Source organism: Mycobacterium sp. IS-1556 (genome assembly GCF_001499985.1).
Classification (GTDB): domain Bacteria; phylum Actinomycetota; class Actinomycetes; order Mycobacteriales; family Mycobacteriaceae; genus Mycobacterium.
This window is the reverse complement of record NZ_LQIM01000007.1, coordinates 24,586-41,786: the sequence shown is the minus strand read 5'-3', so window position 1 is coordinate 41,786 and position 17,201 is coordinate 24,586. Positions and strand designations below refer to the sequence as shown.

General features: G+C 67.0%; 17 protein-coding genes. 15 read left to right on the top strand and 2 right to left on the bottom strand.

What is annotated here, in order from left to right:
* Nucleotides 1-27 precede the first annotated feature (27 nt).
* The 14 genes from AU187_RS06930 (at nucleotide 28) to AU187_RS06865 (ending at nucleotide 14,346) form a co-directional block, all read left to right on the top strand.
* Nucleotides 28-846, top strand: a complete 819-nt coding sequence (locus tag AU187_RS06930; protein ID WP_059102009.1) for a coniferyl-alcohol dehydrogenase — start codon at nucleotides 28-30, stop codon at nucleotides 844-846.
* Between the two features lie 39 nt (nucleotides 847-885).
* Nucleotides 886-1,884 carry a cyclase family protein gene (locus AU187_RS06925; RefSeq protein ID WP_059166432.1) on the top strand — a complete coding sequence of 333 codons (999 nt, stop codon included), beginning with the start codon at nucleotides 886-888 and terminating at the stop codon, nucleotides 1,882-1,884.
* 10 nt (nucleotides 1,885-1,894) lie between these two features.
* Complete coding sequence (locus tag AU187_RS06920) at nucleotides 1,895-2,485, top strand: NADPH-dependent FMN reductase (RefSeq protein ID WP_059166431.1); 591 nt, start codon at nucleotides 1,895-1,897, stop codon at nucleotides 2,483-2,485.
* The gene (locus tag AU187_RS06915; protein ID WP_059166430.1) at nucleotides 2,482-3,336 is read left to right on the top strand and encodes an alpha/beta fold hydrolase; all 855 of its coding nucleotides are present in this window, start codon (nucleotides 2,482-2,484) and stop codon (nucleotides 3,334-3,336) included. Before AU187_RS06920 ends, AU187_RS06915 begins: the two co-directional genes overlap by 4 nt.
* The gene (locus AU187_RS06910) at nucleotides 3,333-4,142 is read left to right on the top strand and encodes an SDR family NAD(P)-dependent oxidoreductase (protein WP_059166429.1); all 810 of its coding nucleotides are present in this window, start codon (nucleotides 3,333-3,335) and stop codon (nucleotides 4,140-4,142) included. Before AU187_RS06915 ends, AU187_RS06910 begins: the two co-directional genes overlap by 4 nt.
* Nucleotides 4,139-4,849 carry a TetR/AcrR family transcriptional regulator gene (locus AU187_RS06905; RefSeq protein ID WP_059102004.1) on the top strand — a complete coding sequence of 237 codons (711 nt, stop codon included), beginning with the start codon at nucleotides 4,139-4,141 and terminating at the stop codon, nucleotides 4,847-4,849. Before AU187_RS06910 ends, AU187_RS06905 begins: the two co-directional genes overlap by 4 nt.
* Nucleotide 4,850: 1 nt before the next feature.
* A complete protein-coding gene (locus AU187_RS06900; protein ID WP_059166428.1) occupies nucleotides 4,851-5,045 on the top strand; it encodes a ferredoxin in 195 nt (64 codons plus the stop codon).
* Nucleotides 5,046-5,056: 11 nt separating this feature from the next.
* A complete protein-coding gene (locus AU187_RS06895) occupies nucleotides 5,057-6,295 on the top strand; it encodes a cytochrome P450 (RefSeq protein WP_059166427.1) in 1,239 nt (412 codons plus the stop codon).
* A gap of 35 nt (nucleotides 6,296-6,330) precedes the next feature.
* Nucleotides 6,331-7,521, top strand: coding sequence for an amidohydrolase family protein (locus AU187_RS06890; protein ID WP_059166426.1), 1,191 nt, complete (start codon nucleotides 6,331-6,333; stop codon nucleotides 7,519-7,521).
* A 29-nt stretch (nucleotides 7,522-7,550) separates the two neighbouring features.
* Nucleotides 7,551-8,765 carry a M24 family metallopeptidase gene (locus AU187_RS06885; RefSeq protein ID WP_172800182.1) on the top strand — a complete coding sequence of 405 codons (1,215 nt, stop codon included), beginning with the start codon at nucleotides 7,551-7,553 and terminating at the stop codon, nucleotides 8,763-8,765.
* On the top strand, nucleotides 8,765-9,907 hold the full coding sequence (locus AU187_RS06880) for a M24 family metallopeptidase (RefSeq protein WP_059166425.1): 1,143 nt from the start codon (nucleotides 8,765-8,767) through the stop codon (nucleotides 9,905-9,907). Before AU187_RS06885 ends, AU187_RS06880 begins: the two co-directional genes overlap by 1 nt.
* A gap of 100 nt (nucleotides 9,908-10,007) precedes the next feature.
* Nucleotides 10,008-10,949 (top strand): enoyl-CoA hydratase/isomerase family protein, encoded by a 942-nt coding sequence (locus AU187_RS06875; protein WP_059166480.1) that lies wholly within the window; start codon nucleotides 10,008-10,010, stop codon nucleotides 10,947-10,949.
* The gene (locus AU187_RS06870; protein WP_059166424.1) at nucleotides 10,949-13,414 is read left to right on the top strand and encodes a CaiB/BaiF CoA-transferase family protein; all 2,466 of its coding nucleotides are present in this window, start codon (nucleotides 10,949-10,951) and stop codon (nucleotides 13,412-13,414) included. The genes AU187_RS06875 and AU187_RS06870 overlap by 1 nt, the downstream gene beginning before the upstream one ends.
* A gap of 122 nt (nucleotides 13,415-13,536) precedes the next feature.
* Entirely contained in the window at nucleotides 13,537-14,346 is an 810-nt protein-coding gene (locus AU187_RS06865) for an SDR family NAD(P)-dependent oxidoreductase (RefSeq protein ID WP_059166423.1), read from the top strand.
* Between the two features lie 8 nt (nucleotides 14,347-14,354).
* Here AU187_RS06865 and AU187_RS06860 read toward each other — a convergent pair whose 3' ends face one another.
* Nucleotides 14,355-15,197 (bottom strand): SDR family NAD(P)-dependent oxidoreductase, encoded by an 843-nt coding sequence (locus tag AU187_RS06860; RefSeq protein ID WP_059166422.1) that lies wholly within the window; start codon nucleotides 15,195-15,197, stop codon nucleotides 14,355-14,357.
* An 18-nt stretch (nucleotides 15,198-15,215) separates the two neighbouring features.
* Nucleotides 15,216-16,301 (bottom strand): NAD-dependent epimerase/dehydratase family protein, encoded by a 1,086-nt coding sequence (locus AU187_RS06855; protein ID WP_059166421.1) that lies wholly within the window; start codon nucleotides 16,299-16,301, stop codon nucleotides 15,216-15,218.
* Between the two features lie 92 nt (nucleotides 16,302-16,393).
* Here AU187_RS06855 and AU187_RS06850 point away from each other — a divergent pair, with 92 nt between their 5' ends.
* Nucleotides 16,394-17,200: a lysophospholipid acyltransferase family protein gene (locus AU187_RS06850; RefSeq protein ID WP_059166420.1), complete on the top strand. Its 807-nt coding sequence runs from the start codon at nucleotides 16,394-16,396 to the stop codon at nucleotides 17,198-17,200.
* The last annotated feature ends 1 nt before the right edge of the window (nucleotide 17,201 follow it).

The following is a 17,201-nucleotide window of genomic DNA, read 5'->3' as shown; positions in this document are numbered from 1 at the left end:
ATAGACGCCGGCGACGCGACATGAGCCATGAGCCCTACTGACGAACTGTGGCGCTACGACGGGCGCCGCGTCGTCGTCACCGGATGCGCGTCGGGTATCGGTGCCCACGTCGCGCGGCAGGTCGCCGATCTCGGCGCCGAGGTGATCGGACTCGACATCAAACCGCCCGCCGAGTCGTCCGGCGAATTCATCGGACTGGACCTGTCGGATCCGGCGTCGGTCGACCGGGCGGTCGGGGAGATCGGCGACCGGGTCGATGCGCTGTTCAACGTCGCCGGGGTGTCGTCGGGTATCAAAGATCCGCTGCGCGTGGTGACGGTCAACTTCCTCGGCACCCGGCGGTTCACCGAGGCGCTGATACCGAAAATGCCGCCCGGTTCGGCGATCGCGAACGTGTCATCGCTGGCTGCCTCGGCCTACCGGGAGAACGCGCCGGTCACCGTCGGCCTGGTCGACACGGACTCGGTCGACGCGGGAATCGAATGGTGTAAACGCAATCCCGAGGCACTGGCGGACGGCGGCGGTTACCGGTTGTCCAAAGAGGCGATCATCCTCTACGGCATGGCCCACGTTGCCGCTTTGGGCGCCAAAGGGATCCGCATCAACTGCACCGCCCCGGGGGTGACCGACACACCCATCCTCGACCAGTTGCGCAATGCGTACGGCCAGGGATTCCTCGACTCCTTCCGTACTCCGCTGGGCCGCGCCGCAGAACCCGAGGAACAGGCCAGCGTCCTGACCTTCCTGAACAGCAGGGCAGCCAGTTACCTCACCGGACAGGTGATCTGGGTCGACGGCGGCACGATGGGGGAGACGGACCTCGCGGGATCGGTGCAGCGACGATGAGAGGCGAGAATGGCTGAGACTTCTTCGATGACTTCTTCGATGACTTCTTCGATGAGCGACTTCCGCCGCGTCGCCGACGACGTGCGCAACTGGGGCCGCTGGGGTGACGACGACGAGCTCGGCACCCTCAACCTCATCACGCCCGAGAAGGTGGCCGAAGCCGCGTCGCTGGTGAAGAAGGGCACGGTGATTCCGCTGGGCGGCGACTTCGGGTCGAACGGTCCGCAGGGAGCGTTTCAGTTCCGGCCCAACCCCACCCACGTGATGACGGTCGACGGCGGGGACGCGAATACGCTGGCGCAGTACGGTCCGCAGTGGCTGCGTAACTCGGTGGCGCATCAGGTCAGCGAGTTCTTCGTGGACAACCCGTTCCGCTTCAACGACGACATGATCGTGATGCCGCTGCAGGCGGCCACGCAGTGGGACGCGCTTTCGCACGTCTACTACGAGGACAAGCTCTACAACGGATTCCCCGCGGACTCCGTGACCAGCTTCGGCGCCTTCCACTGCGGAATCGACAAGGTCGACGCCAAGGGGATCACCTCCCGCGGGGTCCTGCTCGACGTGGTGAAGCACCGCGGCGCCGACGTTTTCCTGGAGCCCGGAAGCCCCGTCACACCAGGCGAACTCGACGACATCGCCAAGGCGCAAGGGGTCACGATCACTCCCGGCGACATTGTCGTCGTACACACCGGGTGGTGGACCAGGTTCCTGTCGACCGGCGACGGCGCAGAACCCGGTTCCGGGCTGCACTGGACATGCGCCTCCTGGTTGCACGACCGCGACGTCGCGGCGGTCGCCGCTGACAACTTGATGGTTGAGGATCCCGACCCCGCCAACGGAGTCGAGGGCACGTTCCTGCCGATGCACATGGTCTGTTTGCGTGACATGGGCCTGATGTTCGGCGAGTACTGGGACCTCACCGGCCTAGCGGCCGACTGCGCCGCCGACGGCGTCTACGAGTTTCAGCTGATCGCGCCGCCGCTGAAAGTCGTCGGCGCGGTGGGCGCTCCCGTCAGTCCCATCGCGATCAAGTAGTAGGTGAAACATGAGTGCACACACCGCAACCGGGGGCGCACCGTTCGTCGTCGGACTCGGCGGCACCCTGCGGGCCAACTCGTCGACCGAGCGCGCGCTGCGCTGCTGCCTGGCGTCGGTGGAACAGCAGGGCGGGCGGACGCGGCTGTTCTCCGGTGAAGACCTCAACCTGCCGATGTACGCCCCGCACGAACTCGAGCGGACACCGAAAGCCCTCGAATTGGTCGGTGCGCTGCGCGACGCCGATGCCGTCGTCGTCGGTTCGCCCGGCTACCACGGGGCGATATCCGGGTTGGTCAAGAACGCGCTCGACTACATCGAGGACCTGCGCGAGGACCCCCGCGTCTACCTGGACAACACGCCGTGGGGGTGTATCAGCTGTGCCTACGGCTGGCAGGCGGCGGTCGGGACGCTCGGACAGTTGCGCTCCATCGGGCACGCGCTGCGTGCATGGCCGACCCCGCTCGGGGTGGCGATCAACTCCGCAGACCAGATCTGGGACGCCGACGGGCGGTTGGTGCACGACGCCACCCACAGCCAGCTGGACATGCTCGCCACGCAACTGCTTTCCTTCGCCAGCGCCGCCCGGGAGAACGCGTGACCTCTTCCGGCGCTCGGGCAGAACGCAGGTCCATCCTGGTCGACGGGCTCGTCACCGGCTACCTCGAAGCGGGACAAGGTGATCCGGTGGTGCTGCTGCACGGCGGCGAGTTCGGGGCGGGCGCCGAGATCGGCTGGGAGCGCAACATCGCCGCACTGGCGGAGCAGCATCGCGTGCTGGCCCTCGACATGCTCGGCTTCGGCGAGTCGGCGAAGGTCATCGACTTCACTGACGGTCGGGGCATGCGGATCCGGCACATCGCGCGGTTCTGCGACGTCGTCGGTGTCGAGGCAGCGCACTTCGTGGGCAACTCGATGGGTGCGGTAAACCTGTTCGTCGATGCCACCTCTGAATCGCCATTGCTGCCGGCGCGCAGCCTGGTGACCATCTGCGGCGGCGGTGAGATCCAGCGCAACGAGCATTCGGCCGCCCTCTACGACTACGACGCGACACTCGCCGGAATGCGCCGGATCGTCGAGGCGCTCTTTTACGACGCGTCCTATCCTGCCGACGAGGCGTACGTGCGGAGGCGCTACGACGCCAGCGTCGCACCCGGCGCATGGGAAGCGTTGGCTGCGGCGCGGTTTCGGCGTCCGGGCCTGGAGGCGCCGCCGATGCCGTCGAGCGAGCGGGCCTACGAGCGTATCGACGTGCCGACGCTTGTCGTCGAGGGCGGCGGCGACAAGCTGCTCCCGAAAGGCTGGGCGGCCGACATAGCGGCCCGGATATCAGGTGGTCGCGCGGCGCTGATCGAGAACGCGGGGCACTGCCCGCAGATCGAGCAACCCGACGCGGTCAACGAACTGCTGCTCGGCTTCTTCGCCGAGATACACGAAGGGGTGGCGAAATGACCGGCGAACTGGAAGGCAAGGTTGCGGTCGTCACCGGCGGTGCCTCCGGACTGGGTGAGGGCCTGGTGCGACGATTCTGCGCCGAGGGAGCAAAGGTGGTCGTCGGCGACATCGATCGCGACGGAGGCGCACAACTCGTCGCGGACCTCGGGGACCAGATCCGGTTCGTCGAAACCGATGTGGCAGAAGTCGATCAGGTCAACCGATTGGTCACGACGGCCGTCGAGGAGTTCGACGGCCTGCATGTGATGGTGAACAACGCCGGCGTGTCGGGCAAGATGTTCCCGAAGTTTCTCGACGATGATCTCGCCGACTTCCATCGGGTGATGGCGATCAATGTGCTCGCGGTGATGGCGGGTACCCGTGACGCCGCCCGGCACATGTCCCGACACGGTGGCGGGTCGATCATCAACCTGACTTCAATCGGCGGCATCCAGGCCGGTGGTGGGGTGATGACGTACCGCGCATCCAAGGCGGCCGTCATTCAGTTCACCAAGTCGGCGGCGATCGACCTGGCGCACTACGAGATTCGCGTCAACGCGCTCGCGCCCGGCAACATCCGGACCGCGATCGTGCGGAAATCGGCGGTGGGCGAGGACCTCCAGCGTCTGGAGGAGTTCGAGGAGAGGATCCGCGCGCAGATGCGCAACGATCGGCCGTTGAAGCGCGAAGGCACGGTCGACGACGTCGCCGAAGCCGCCCTGTACTTGGCCGGTGACCGGTCGCGGTACGTCACCGGAACGGTGCTGCCGATCGATGGCGGCACGAGCGCGGGAAAGGTGATCGTCCGCAAGTCACAGCCATGATTACTTTAAATCAGTCGCTTGACTTAACTGCGCGGCGGCGGTTGACTGTGACGGTGACCACCGCCAGAACTGTGCGCACCGAGCGAGCCAGCATCACCCGGGAAGCGATCCTGGCCGCCGCCGAGCGGCTGTTCGCCGAGCACGGTGTGTACGCGGTATCGAACCGCCAGGTCAGCGAGGCCGCCGGCCAAGGCAACAACGCCGCGGTCGGATACCACTTCGGCACCAAGGCCGATCTGGTGCGGGCGATCGAGCAGAAGCACCGCGTCTCGATCGAGCGGTTGCTCGACCGAATGGTGACCGCAATCGGGGACTCGACCGAATTGCGCGACTGGATTGCCTGCATGGTCTGCTCGCTCACCGAACACCTGGATCAGCTCGGCAATCCGACGTGGTACGCGCGGTTCGCCGCGCAGGCGCTGGCCGACCCCGCCTACCAGAAGATCGTTGTCAAGGACGCGCTGGCCTCACCGTCACTGCTGCAGGTCGTCGACGGCATCACCCGCTGCCTGCCCGACCTACCCATGCCCGTTGTCATCGAGCGGAACATCATGGTGCGCAACCTGATGATGCACACGTGCGCCGACTTCGAACGCGCCTTCGCCGAGGGCGCCGACATGCCCAGAACCACCTGGAGTTCGGTGGCATCGGGGCTCATCGACGCGATCGTCGGTCTGTGGCGGGCGCCGATCACGGAGCAGCCCTGACATGAAAGTCGCCGTCGACCAAGACAAATGCGTGTCCTCCGGACAATGCGTGCTCAACGCGAGCGACACCTTCGACCAACGCGACGACGACGGCGTCGTGGTCCTGCTCGACGACAGCCCCTCGGGGACCCAGGCCGAGGACGCCCGCAAGGCGGCCGCAGCCTGCCCCGCACTCGCCATCCACATCGAGGAGTGAGAAAGACACCCATGTCCGACACCTTGACCGGAACCCCAGACGTGTCCGCGGATATCCCCGAGTACCCGATGGAGCGCGACGCCCGCTGCCCGTTCGCGCCGCCGCCCCAGATGCTCGAGATGGGTGAGGCCAAACCGCTGTCGCGGGTGCGGATCTGGGACGGCAGCACGCCCTGGCTGATCACCGGTCACGCGGTGGCGCGCGAACTGTTCGCCGATCCGCGGGTCAGCGTCGACGACCGCCGTGAAGGGTTTCCGCACTGGAACGAACACATGCTGTCCACCGTGCACAAGCGGCCGCGCTCGGTGTTCACCTCCGATGCCGAGGAGCACACGCGGTTCCGCCGGATGCTGTCCAAGCCGTTCACCTTCAAACGGGTGGAGGGCCTGCGGCCGGCCATCCAGCAGGTGACCGACGAGTGCATCGACAACATCCTCGCCGGCCCGCAACCCGCCGACATCGTCACCGCACTGGCGCTGCCGGTGCCCACCCGGGTGATCAGCGAGATGCTCGGCGTGCCTTACGAAGACCACGAGTTCTTCCAGCACCACGCCAACGTCGGCCTGGCCCGCTACGCCTCCGCCGAGGACGGCCAGAAGGGCGCAATGAGCCTGGCGAAATACCTGAGCGATCTGGTCAAGGCCAAGATGGAGAACCCATCCGAGGACGCGGTGTCCGACCTCGCCGAGCGTGTCAACGCCGGTGAGATCAGCGTCAAGGAAGCCGCGCAGCTGGGGACCGGGCTGCTGATCGCGGGACACGAGACCACGGCGAACATGATCGGTATCGGGGTGCTGGCGTTGCTGGAGAACCCCGAGCAGGCTGCGCTGCTGCGAGATTCGGACGACCCGAAATTCATCGCCAACGCCGTCGAGGAGCTGATGCGCTACCTGTCGATCATCCAGAACGGCCAGCGCCGCGTGGCCATCGAGGACATCGAGATCGCGGGCGAGACCATCCGCGCGGGCGAGGGCATCATCCTCGACCTGGCGCCGGCGAACTGGGATGCCGGCGCCTACCCCGAACCCGAAAAGCTCGACCTCGGCCGCGACGCCGGCCAGCAGCTGGGCTTCGGCTACGGCAGGCATCAGTGCGTCGGGCAGCAGCTTGCCCGGGCCGAGTTGCAGATCGTGTTCCACACCCTGCTGCGGCGCATCCCGACACTGCGCCTGGCCGTCCCGATTGACGAGGTGCCGTTCAAACACGACCGTCTCGCCTACGGCGTCTACGAGCTTCCGGTGACCTGGTAGCCAGGTCTTTTCACAGCCCGATTGGAGTGTCAACGATGTCAGCACATTCAACGACTCCCGCCCGCCCCCCGAGCACCACTCTTTATCCTCCCGAGGGATTCGGCGCCCCCAAGCACCGAAAGGGCCACGCCACGGGCGATTTCGGTCTCCCGGCGGGCACCGAGATCTTCTCGGCCGACAACCACATCTCGGTCGCCGACGACATCTTCTATGAACGCTTCCCCGAGGAGCTCAAGGGCGCCGCGCCGCGAATCTGGTACGAGGACGGCGCCTACATGGTCGGCATGAAGGGCAAGGCCTGGACCGGCGGCGATTTCGGGCGAGTGCTGATGCAGTACGACGACCTGGCCGGCGCCGCGTCCAACAACATCGAGGCCCGTGTCCGCGAGCTCAAAGAGGACGGCATCGACAAGGAGTTGGCCTTTCCCAACGCCGTGCTGGCATTGTTCCACTATCCCGACAAGGCGTTGCGCGAGCGCGTGTTCCGGATCTACAACGAGCACATCGCCGATCTGCAGGAACGCAGCAACGGCCACTTCTACGGCGTCGGGCTGATCAACTGGTGGGACCCCAAGGGCACCCGCAGCACGCTCAAGGAGCTGAAATCGCTGGGCCTGCGGACGTTCCTGCTGCCGTTGAACCCGGGCAAGGACGACGAGGGCAACATCTACGACTACGGCAGCACCGACATGGACGCGGTGTGGGACGAAATCGAAGCGGCCGGCGTGCCGGTCAGCCACCACATCGGGGAAACACCGCCCAAGACGCCGTGTCAGCACAACAGCGTGGTGGTCGGCATGATGGTCAACGTCGACTCGTTCCGGGAACAGTTCGCCAAGTACGTGTTCTCCGGCATCCTCGACCGTCATCCGCAGCTCAAGATCGGGTGGTTCGAAGGCGGTATCGCCTGGGTGCCGACGGCACTTCAGGACGCCGAGCACATGTTCGCTTCGTACCGCCACATGTTCAACCACCAACTCGAACACCCGGTCCGGCACTACTGGGACAACCACATGAGCGCGTCGTTCATGGTCGATCCGCTCGGGTTGGAGCTCATCGACAAGATCGGCGTGGACAACGTGATGTGGTCGTCGGACTATCCGCACAACGAATCCACCTTCGGCTACTCGGAGAAGTCGCTGAAAACCGTCGTCGACGCGGTCGGGCCCGAAGACGCCACCAAGATCGTCAGCACCAACATCAAGAACTTCCTGGGGCTCTCGTGACTGTGGTGTCCGCGTCGTCGTCGCGCAGCATGTCCTTCGACATACCCGAGCTGCCGGACCGCGCCCGGATGTACCGCGAATGCGGGGCCCGGCTGCGCGACTCGATGAACGAAAAGGGCGTCGATGCACTCGTTCTCATCGGCAACGGGAACGTCGTGTACGCGACGGGTGTCAGCTGGCCGCTGCTCGATGCCGGGCTGTCCCACGTCGAACGGCCGGTGGCGATCGTGCTCGCCGACGACCCGCACCCACACCTGTTCATGCCGCTGCGCGAGGGATCGGCCGCGCAGTGCGAGGTGCCGGCCGATCACGTGCACGGCCCGCTGTACCTCGAATTCGACGAGGGCGTCGCACAATTCGCGAAGGTGCTGGCCGACCTGGTGCCCGTCGGAGGCGCCGTCGCGGTGGACGAGCTGACCGGTGCGATGCGCCGCGCGTCGGGCACGCTGTTCCCCGCCGGCCCGCCGTCGGACGCCGCGCAGGTCGTGGGACCCGCCAAGTTGGTCAAGACGCCCGACCAGGTCTCGTGCGTCCGCAACGCCTGCCGCATCACCGAAGAAGCCATGGTGGATGTGCAGAAGGCGCTCGCGCCCGGGGTTCGCCAGGTCGATCTTTCGGCGGCCTTCGTCCGGCGGGCGTTCGAACTCGGGGCGACGGCCAACATGCTCGAGGCCATCTGGCAGGTGATGCCGACGACGAAGACCAGCGGGTCTGTCTGGACCACCACCGGTGATCTCGCGCTGCCGCTGCTGACCACCGAACGCGAACTCGCACGCGGGGACGTGTTGTGGACCGACGTCAGCATCACCTACACGGGTTATTGCTCGGACTTCGGCCGCACCTGGCTGGTCGAGGAGGAGCCGTCGGACCGCCAGCAGGCGCAATTCGACAAGTGGCGGGAGATCCTGTCCGCGGTGCTGGCGGTCACCAAAGCCGGTGCGACGTCCGGTGACCTGGCTCGCGCGGCCATCGCCGCCAACGGAGGCGACAAGCCGTGGCTGCCGCACTTCTACCTCGGCCACGGAATCGGCACCAATGCGGCCGAAATGCCGATGATCGGAACCGATCTCGGCGAGGAGTTCGACGACAACTTCGTGTTTCCGACCGGGATGCTTCTGGTGCTGGAACCGGTGGTGTGGGAGGACGGTACCGGTGGTTATCGAAGCGAGGAGATCGTGGTGATCACCGACGACGGCTACCAATCGATCACCGACTACCCCTACGCACCCTACGGACGGATCTGATGGCACTCCAAATCCTCCCTGATGCAGCCGATCTGCGAAGGGGACGCCGCGAACGCGCGCTGGCCGAGATGGCGGACCGCGACATCGACATCCTCGTTCTGGGCCGCCAGGCCAACGTCCGATACGTGACCGGTGCCCCGCAACTCTGGGTCGCGGGCACCCGCCCTTTCGGGCCGATCTGCGAGGTCGTGCGGTCGACCGGAGAGATCCACCTCAACAGCACGTGGGACGAGGGTATCCCCGACGAGATCCCGCACGACCACCTCTACGGGTTGGCGTGGAACCCGATGACGCTCGTCGAGGTGCTCAAGGCGCTCCCCGGCGCTGCCACCGTCAAACGAGTCGGAACCGACTCGCTGACACCGACATTCGCCCAACTTCTGCCGATGGCATTCCCGAACGCCGAACTGGTCGACGCCGAACCCGCGCTGCGGGCGGCCCGCCGGATCAAGACGGCCGACGAGATCGCGGTGCTGCGCGGCGCGCTGGGAGTGGCCGAGGCGGCGCTCGAGGCGGCCCGCGCCGAGTTGACACCCGGCGTCACCGAGCAGGCGTTGACCGGGGCGCTGATGGAAGCGATGGCGGCCGGCGGCGTCACCACCCCCGCCACCCAGGACGGTGCCTGGGCGACCAGCAAGGAGCATCCGTGGCGGCGTGCCCGCGGCGACGGGCGCATCGAGAACGGGGACCTGGTCGCGTTCTCCGCGGGCGCGTTGGCCGACGGCTATGTCGGCGAGGTCGGTCGCACCTGGCCGGTCGGCGACGTCGACGGAACAGCGGTGCCGGAACTCTATGACCGGTGGAACAGGCTGTGGGACAGGTTGATAGCGGCCTGCCGTCCGGGTTATCCGGCCAGTGACCTGCTCGGTGCATATGAGGCGGCAGGCGAGCCGCTGCCCGCCATGCCCGTCGCCCACGGCCTCGGCCTCGGCTACGATTCACCGGTCGTCACCCCCGCGCTTCGGACAACCGTGGCCGAGGAGGTGCTCGAACCCGGCATGGTGCTCGCGGTCACCGGCTACGTCTGGCAGCAGGGCGTCGGCGCGGTCTTCGGTCGCGAGGCCGTGCACATCACCGCCGACGGCGGCGAGGTGTTGACCTCCAGCGCGTTCTGGAGTGGTGCGGGCGTCGGAATCGGTTGACCGATGACTGCTTCTCCTTCTCCCCGCGAGCGTCCGTGTCTGCACACGACACGCCGTCAATCGGCGACATTTTGTGGTCGCTCGCGGTGAAAGGACCACCGTGACAGGCCCGCCCGCTCCTGAGGACATCGTTCTCTACGCGAAGGACCCGTCGACCAAGATCGCGACGATCACGTTCAACCGGCCCGAGTACTTGAACGCACCCACGTCGGCGGCCCGGCTGCGATACGCCGACCTGCTGCGCGGCGCCACCGTCGACGACGACGTCAAAGTGGTTGTGATTCGCGGTGTTGGAGAGGACTTCGGCAGCGGTGCCGATCTGCCGGACTTCATGGCCGGTGACGACGAGGCCCGGTTGGCCGAGTTGCGTGTCGACGATCCGGACGTCACGTATCCGCCGAAGGGGTCGTTCCGGCACGGCGCGACGATGGGGCAGTGGTACGCCAACGTCGCCGCCGGAAACCGGGCGCTGCAGGAGCTCAAGAAGATCAGCATCGTCGAGGCGAAGGGCTACTGCTACGGCTGGCACTTCTACCAGTGCGCCGACGCGGACCTGGTGATCTCCAGCGACGACGCGCTGTTCGGTCATCCGTCGTTCCGGTACTTCGGGTGGGGCCCGCGGATGTGGACGTGGGTGATGACGATGGGGCTGCGGCCGTTTCAGGAGATGGTGTTCACCGGTCGGCCGTTCACCGCCGACGAGATGTTCGGTTGCAACTTCCTCAACAAGGTGGTGCCGCGAGATCAGCTCGAGGCCGAGGTGGCCAAGTACGCGCACGCCTGCGCCCGAAACCGCCCGGTGGACAGCGTGTTTCAGCAGAAGATGTTCTTCGAGGTGGTCAAGCAGTTCCAAGGCGAATATCTGGGCAGCCTGTTGTCGGCGATGTTCGAGTCGATGGGCGGCTTCGCGCGACCCGACGGCGAGGACTTCATGCTGGGGGATGCGATCGACGCGGGCCTCGCCGACGCCGTCAACGACAACGACGACAAGTTCCCTCCGGAGTTCCGGTTGAGCAAGCGGAATCGAGAGAAGGGCCAGTAGTGGCGGCGTTGGACGACTACACCGTCATCGATCTCTCGAGCGGGATCGCCGGTGCCTACTGCACCAAACTGCTCGCAGACGGTGGTGCCACGGTCGTCAAAGTGGAGTCTCCGGAAGGTGATCCGCTGCGGACCTGGTCGGCTTCGGGTGCGCGGATCGAACCCGGCAGTGACGGCGCGCTGTTCAGCTTCCTGTCTTGCTCCAAGTACAGCGTCGTCGTCGACCCTCAGAGCGCCGACGACGTGGAGCTCCTCCGTGGGCTGCTGCGGTCTGCGGACGCGGTGGTGTGGTCACGTGGATCGACGGTCGCGGCGCTCGACGAATTCGCACCGGCCGCCATCGCAGATGCGTACAGCGATCTGACCGTCACTGCGATCAGCCCCTTCGGCCTCGAGGGGCCGTGGGCCGACAAGCCCGCCACCGAGTTCACGGTGCAGGCGTGGTCGGGTGGGGTGATCGGGCTGGGCCGCGGGGCGCAGGACCGCGCGCCGCTGTTCGTGGCGGGACAGATCGGGGAGTGGCTCACCGGCGCCTTCGCGGCTGCGGGCACGATGGCGACCGCCGCGGGGTTGGTCGACGTCTCGATGCTGGAAACCGAAATCCTCAGCCTGACCTACTATTCGGTGTCCTTTCACGACGCGCTCGGGCGACCGTTCCGCGACCGTCGCCGCCTGACGATCCCCGGTGTGGCGTCGGCGGCCGACGGCCTGGTGGCGTTGGGCTGCGGCACCGCGCAACAGTGGTTCGACCTGTGCGCCATGGTCGGCCATGACGAATGGATCGACGAACAGGCCGACCTGTCCATCACCGAACAGGCCAACATCCACGCCGAGCAGATTTACGCGTGGGTGCGCGACAACCGCGTCGAGGACATCCTCGAGTTGTCCAGTGCGTTCCGGATCCCGAACGCACCGGTCGGAAACGGCGCCAACGTCACCTCGTTCGACCACTTCGAGGAGCGCGGCACATTCGTCACCAATCCGCGCGACGGCTTCACGCAGCCGGGCGCGCCGTACCGCACCAGCCCGTCGCTGCTGCGCAAGCCGCGGCCCGCGCCCCGGCTCGGCGAGCACACCGAGCAATACCGTTTGCGAACGGTACGCCAGGGTGACCCATTAACCGCCGAGCGCTCATCCATGTACAGTTTCGAGCCCTCAAACCGTACAAGAGTGAGCGCTCGTGCAACGGAGAGTGAGATCCGTTCGCCGATCGAGGGCCTGCGGGTGCTCGACTTGACGAGCTTCTGGGCCGGGCCGTCGTGCACACACGCGCTGGCGCTGCTGGGGGCAGAAGTGATCCACGTCGAGTCCACCGCGCGGCCCGACGGCACCCGGCTGATCGCCGGCGTGCCGACCAGCGAGGAGCAGTGGTGGGAGCGCTCACCGATCTTCTCGGGGTTGAACACCAACAAGAAGAGCGTCACGCTCGACATCCGCTCGGACCGCGGCGTGGAACTGCTGCGCGAATTGGTCAAGACCTGTGATGTCATCGTCGAGAACTACACACCTCGGGTGCTCGACCAGATCGGCCTCGACTTCGATGCCGTGCACCGGTTGCGCCCCGACGCGATCATGATGCGCATGCCGGGCTTCGGGCTCGACGGTCCGTGGCGCGACAAGCCCGCGTTCGCCTACGTGATCGAGGACTGCTCCGGGATGACCTGGCTGACCGGGCATCCCGACCAGAATCCCGTCGAACCGTATTCCGTCGGCGACCCGAACGCCGGTGTGCACGGTCTCAACGCGTTGCTGCTCGCGCTGGCGCACCGGCGGCGAACGGGCGAGGGTGTGCGGATCGAAGCGGCCATGGTCGACGCCGCACTCAACGTCGCGGCCGAGCAGGTAGTCGAGTACTCGGCATACGGCAATCTGGCGCAGCGGCAGGGGAATCGGGGACCCACCGCGGCGCCGCAGAACCTGTACCGCACCGGTGAACTCGACGAGTTCGGCCGACCCGACGACTGGGTGGCGATCGCGGTGGCCACCGACGAACAGTGGGCCGCCCTGGTCGCCGCCCTCGGCCACCCGGCCTGGGCGACCGAAGAACTCACCACCGTCGATGGCCGTCGCCGGCACCACGACGCGATCGACGACCACCTGAGCCGGTGGTGCGGCACACGGACCGGTGACCAGATCGTCGAAACACTGTGGGAGGCCGGAGTACCGGTGGCCAAGGTGATGCAACCGCACCGGGTCGGCGAACTACCGCAAGTGGTGCACCGCGGCTTCTACGAGCACGTCGACCATCCCGTCAACCCCATGGCCCGGCACAGCACGCTGCCCATGCGCATCTCCTCGGCGCGGCAGGGCTTCCATCGCAGCCCGGCACCGCTGCTCGGACAGCACAACCGCGAAGTACTGGCCGGGCTGGGGCTCTCCGACGATGAGATCATCGACCTCGAGCGACAGGGGGTCATCGGCAACGCGCCGAAGGGACTCACGATCCGCACCACCAAGACCGGATGACGGCCGCATCGATCACCGTGACGTCGTGCTACGGCCGAGATTGCAGCCACGGCTGTCCGTCAGCGAACGACCCTCACTGCAATCTCGGCGCTAGGCGCGTAGCGAGTCGCTAACCTCGACCGATGGCCATCAACCCCACAGACATCCTGCTGACCGGACGCGTCGCGGTGGTCACGGGCGGCGGCGCGGGCATCGGCAGAGGCGTCGCCGAAGGGCTGGCCGCATTCGGCGCGTCGGTCGCGATTTGGGAACGCGACGCCGAGACCTGCGCGACGACGGCCGAAAGTATTGGCGCACTGGGCATCGTCACCGACGTCCGGGACAGCGGCCAGGTCGACGCTGCGCTCGAGCGCACCGTCAACGAACTCGGCGAGGTGTCCATCCTGGTCAACAACGCCGGCGGCGTGTTCTTCTCCCCGCTGCTCGACACCACGGAGAACGGCTGGGATGCGCTGTACAAAGCCAACCTGCGCCATGTGCTGCTGTGCACCCAGCGGGTGGCGCGGCGCCTGGTCGACCGTGGGCAGCCCGGCAGCGTGATCAACGTGACGTCGATCGAAGGCGACAGGGCCGCACCGGGTTACGCCGCCTACGCCGCCGCCAAGGCGGGCGTGATCAACTACACCCAGACCGCGGCGTTCGAACTCTCGCCGCACCGCATCCGCGTCAACGCGATCGCCCCCGACCTCACGCTGACCGAGGGACTGATGCAGATGTCGGGCGGCACGCTTCGGCCCGATGTCGCGCCGGGCATTCCGATGGGCCGCCCGGGACATGTCGACGAGATCGCCTCCACGGCGGTCTTTCTCGCTTCGGACATGGCCAGCTATATCACCGGACAGACGATCCACGTCGACGGGGGCACGCACGCGGCGGGCGGCTGGTACCACCACCCACGGACCGGCAGGCCGACACTCGGTCCTGCAGAGTGATCGGCGGCTCAGTGTGGCCAGCCGTGGGCGGCCTGGTCGTCGAAGGTGCGATCGATGCGCTCGAACCGGCGCCGGATCGAGCCGCGGGCCGCGCTGTGCGGCAGCACATACAGCCGGTTGGCCTGGATCGCGTCGACGGTCAGCCGCGCCACCTCGTCGACGTCGAGCACCGAGTCGTCGCTGGGGTTCGACGCCAACTGCTGCACGGTCTCGGCATCCGACGGGGTGGGCGGGCCGTAGTCCTGGCTGCGGACGCGTTCGGTGTTGGCGAGCAAGTTGGTGTCGACGATCATCGGGCACAGCACCGTCACGCCGATGCCGTTGCCGCGCATCTCGCGGGACAACGTCTCGGCGAGCGCCACGACACCGTATTTCGCCACGCAGTACGGCCCCAGGCCGACGTTCGGAATGAGGCCCGCGAACGACGACGTGAACGCGATGTGGCTGTCGGCGTCCTGCGCGATCAGCCGCGGCAGAAACGCCTCCACGCCGTGGATCGGGCCCCACAGGTCGACGTCGATGACGAACCGCCAGTCGTCGTGGCTGGTGTCGGCGATCGGTCCGGCGTAGGCGATGCCGGCGTTGTTGAACACCAGGTGCACGTCGCCGAACACGCCGAAGGCCTCATCGGCCAACCGGTTGACGTCGTCGAGCTTTCGCACATCGCACACCACGCCGCGCGCGTCGACGCCGTCGGCACGCAGGTCCGCGACGGCACGGTCGAGCGCCGCCGAGTCGATGTCGCTGAGCATGATCCGGGCGCCGCGCCGGGCGAATTCGGTTGCGGTGGCGAACCCGATGCCGCTCGCGCCGCCGGTGATGACCGCCGCGCGCCCGCTAAAAGTGTCCACCCGGCGAACCCTATGCGCTCAGGACAGCTCGCGGGGTTGATCCCACGCGGGCTCGCCCAACCGGGCGCGGATCGCGCCCCAGGGGTCGGCGTACTGTCCGGGCGCCTTCCAGTACGCGCCGCGACGTTTGAGGATCTCGCGCAGCAGCGGTGCGAGCGGGGTGAGCAGCCGCATCAGATGCCGGGTCCAGCCCGCATTGGCCGCGGCCTCGGCCTGCATGTCCGGCCACGAATAGTGCTGGAACTGCAGGGCCTCCTGCGCGCGGGTGGTGTCCATCCAGTCGGTGACGAACCAGGCGTCGTCGCGGTTGGGGTCGCCGGGCCTGCCGGGCGGCAGCACACCGGTGAGGCCGCGCGCCGCCGCGAGCGCCACGCCCACTTCGCTCTGCCGGATCCGGTGCGAGTCGTCACCGGCGATCAGCAGGATCTCCCCGAGGACGTCGGCGGTGGTGGCGGCGGCGAACGCCCACGCGACATCGCGGACGTCGACGCTGTGCAACCGACCGTCGGTGGGCAGCAGGCTCTCGAAATACAAGGCGTCCGAACTCAACGCCATCGCTTTCGGATCGGTGCTCAGCACACCACCGAGTCGCAACACCACCCACGGCAGCGTCGAGGACCGGACGATCGCTTCGGCCTCCGCCTTGGTTCCGCTGTACAGGTCGCACGGGCGCATCGGGTCGTCGGCCCGCAGCGGTGCCTGCGCGGTGTGCGGGTTGCGCGCACCGAAAACCGCGTTGCTCGAGGCCTGGATGAAGCGTGGTGGCGTCGGCTGTTGTTCGGCGATGCGCACCAGCGTCGCGGTGGCGTCGACGTTGACGCGCCGCGCGAGTTTCGGGTTCTTGTAGATGGGCGGCGGGATCACGGCGGCGAGGTGGATGATCACCTCCGGGGCGACGTCGGCGATCAGGCGCTGCACCTGATCCTCGTCGGTCAGGTCGGTCCACCGAACCGAGGTGCCGCGGGGTAGCGTCGACTGCGCTTTACGGTTGGCGGGAGTGTCCAGGTCGGCCACGACCACCGAGCGGCCGAGTTCGGCCAGCCTGCGCACGGTCGCCGAACCCACCAGGCCGAAGCCGCCGGTCACCACCACTGTCCCCGCCATAGCGCCTCCCACCTGCGAATATGACATTCTCTTTTTCCGAAAGTAGCATAATCGGGTGCAAGAGGCGGGGGCGCGGGTATGACAGGTACCACATGAGCAGCACGGGGGCTGAAAAGCCGGAAGTCGCCAAGTGGGATCCCGCGTTCACGCGGGGCGTGATCAACACGGTCGGCCCACTCATCAAGCGGTACTTCCGCGCCGAGGTACGCGACTTGGACGCGATGCCCTCCGCCGGCGGCGCGCTGGTGGTGTCGAACCATTCCGGTGGGATGTTGACTCCGGATGTGCTGATCTTCGCCCCGGCTTTCTACAAGAAGTTCGGCTTCGATCGTCCCGTGTACACGCTCGCCCACTACGGGGTGTTCATCGCCAACCTCGGTGACTGGCTGCGTCGCGCCGGCGTCATCGAGGCGAGCCGCGAGAACGCCGCCAAGGCGCTGCGGGACGGCGCCGTCGTGCTGGTGTTCCCGGGCGGCGACTACGACTCCTACCGGTCGACGTTCTCCGAGAACGTCATCGACTTCGCCGGTCGCACAGGCTATGTCAGGACCGCGATCGAGACCGGTGTGCCGATCGTGCCGATGGTGTCCATCGGCGGCCAGGAGACACAGCTGTTCCTCGCGCGCGGCGACTCGATCGCGCGGCGCCTCGGCTTGAAGAAGGTGCGGATGGAAATCCTGCCGCTGTCCGTCGGATTCCCGTTCGGATTGTCGGCGATCTTCCCACCGAACCTCCCGCTGCCTGCCAAGATCGTCACGCGGGTGTTGCCGCCGATCGATGTGGTCGAGCAGTTCGGCGAGAACGCGGATGTGAAGGAGGTCGACGCGCACGTGCGCTCGGTGATGCAGGCTGCGCTCGACGAGCTGGCCTCAGAACGCCGCTTCCCGGTGCTGGGCTGAC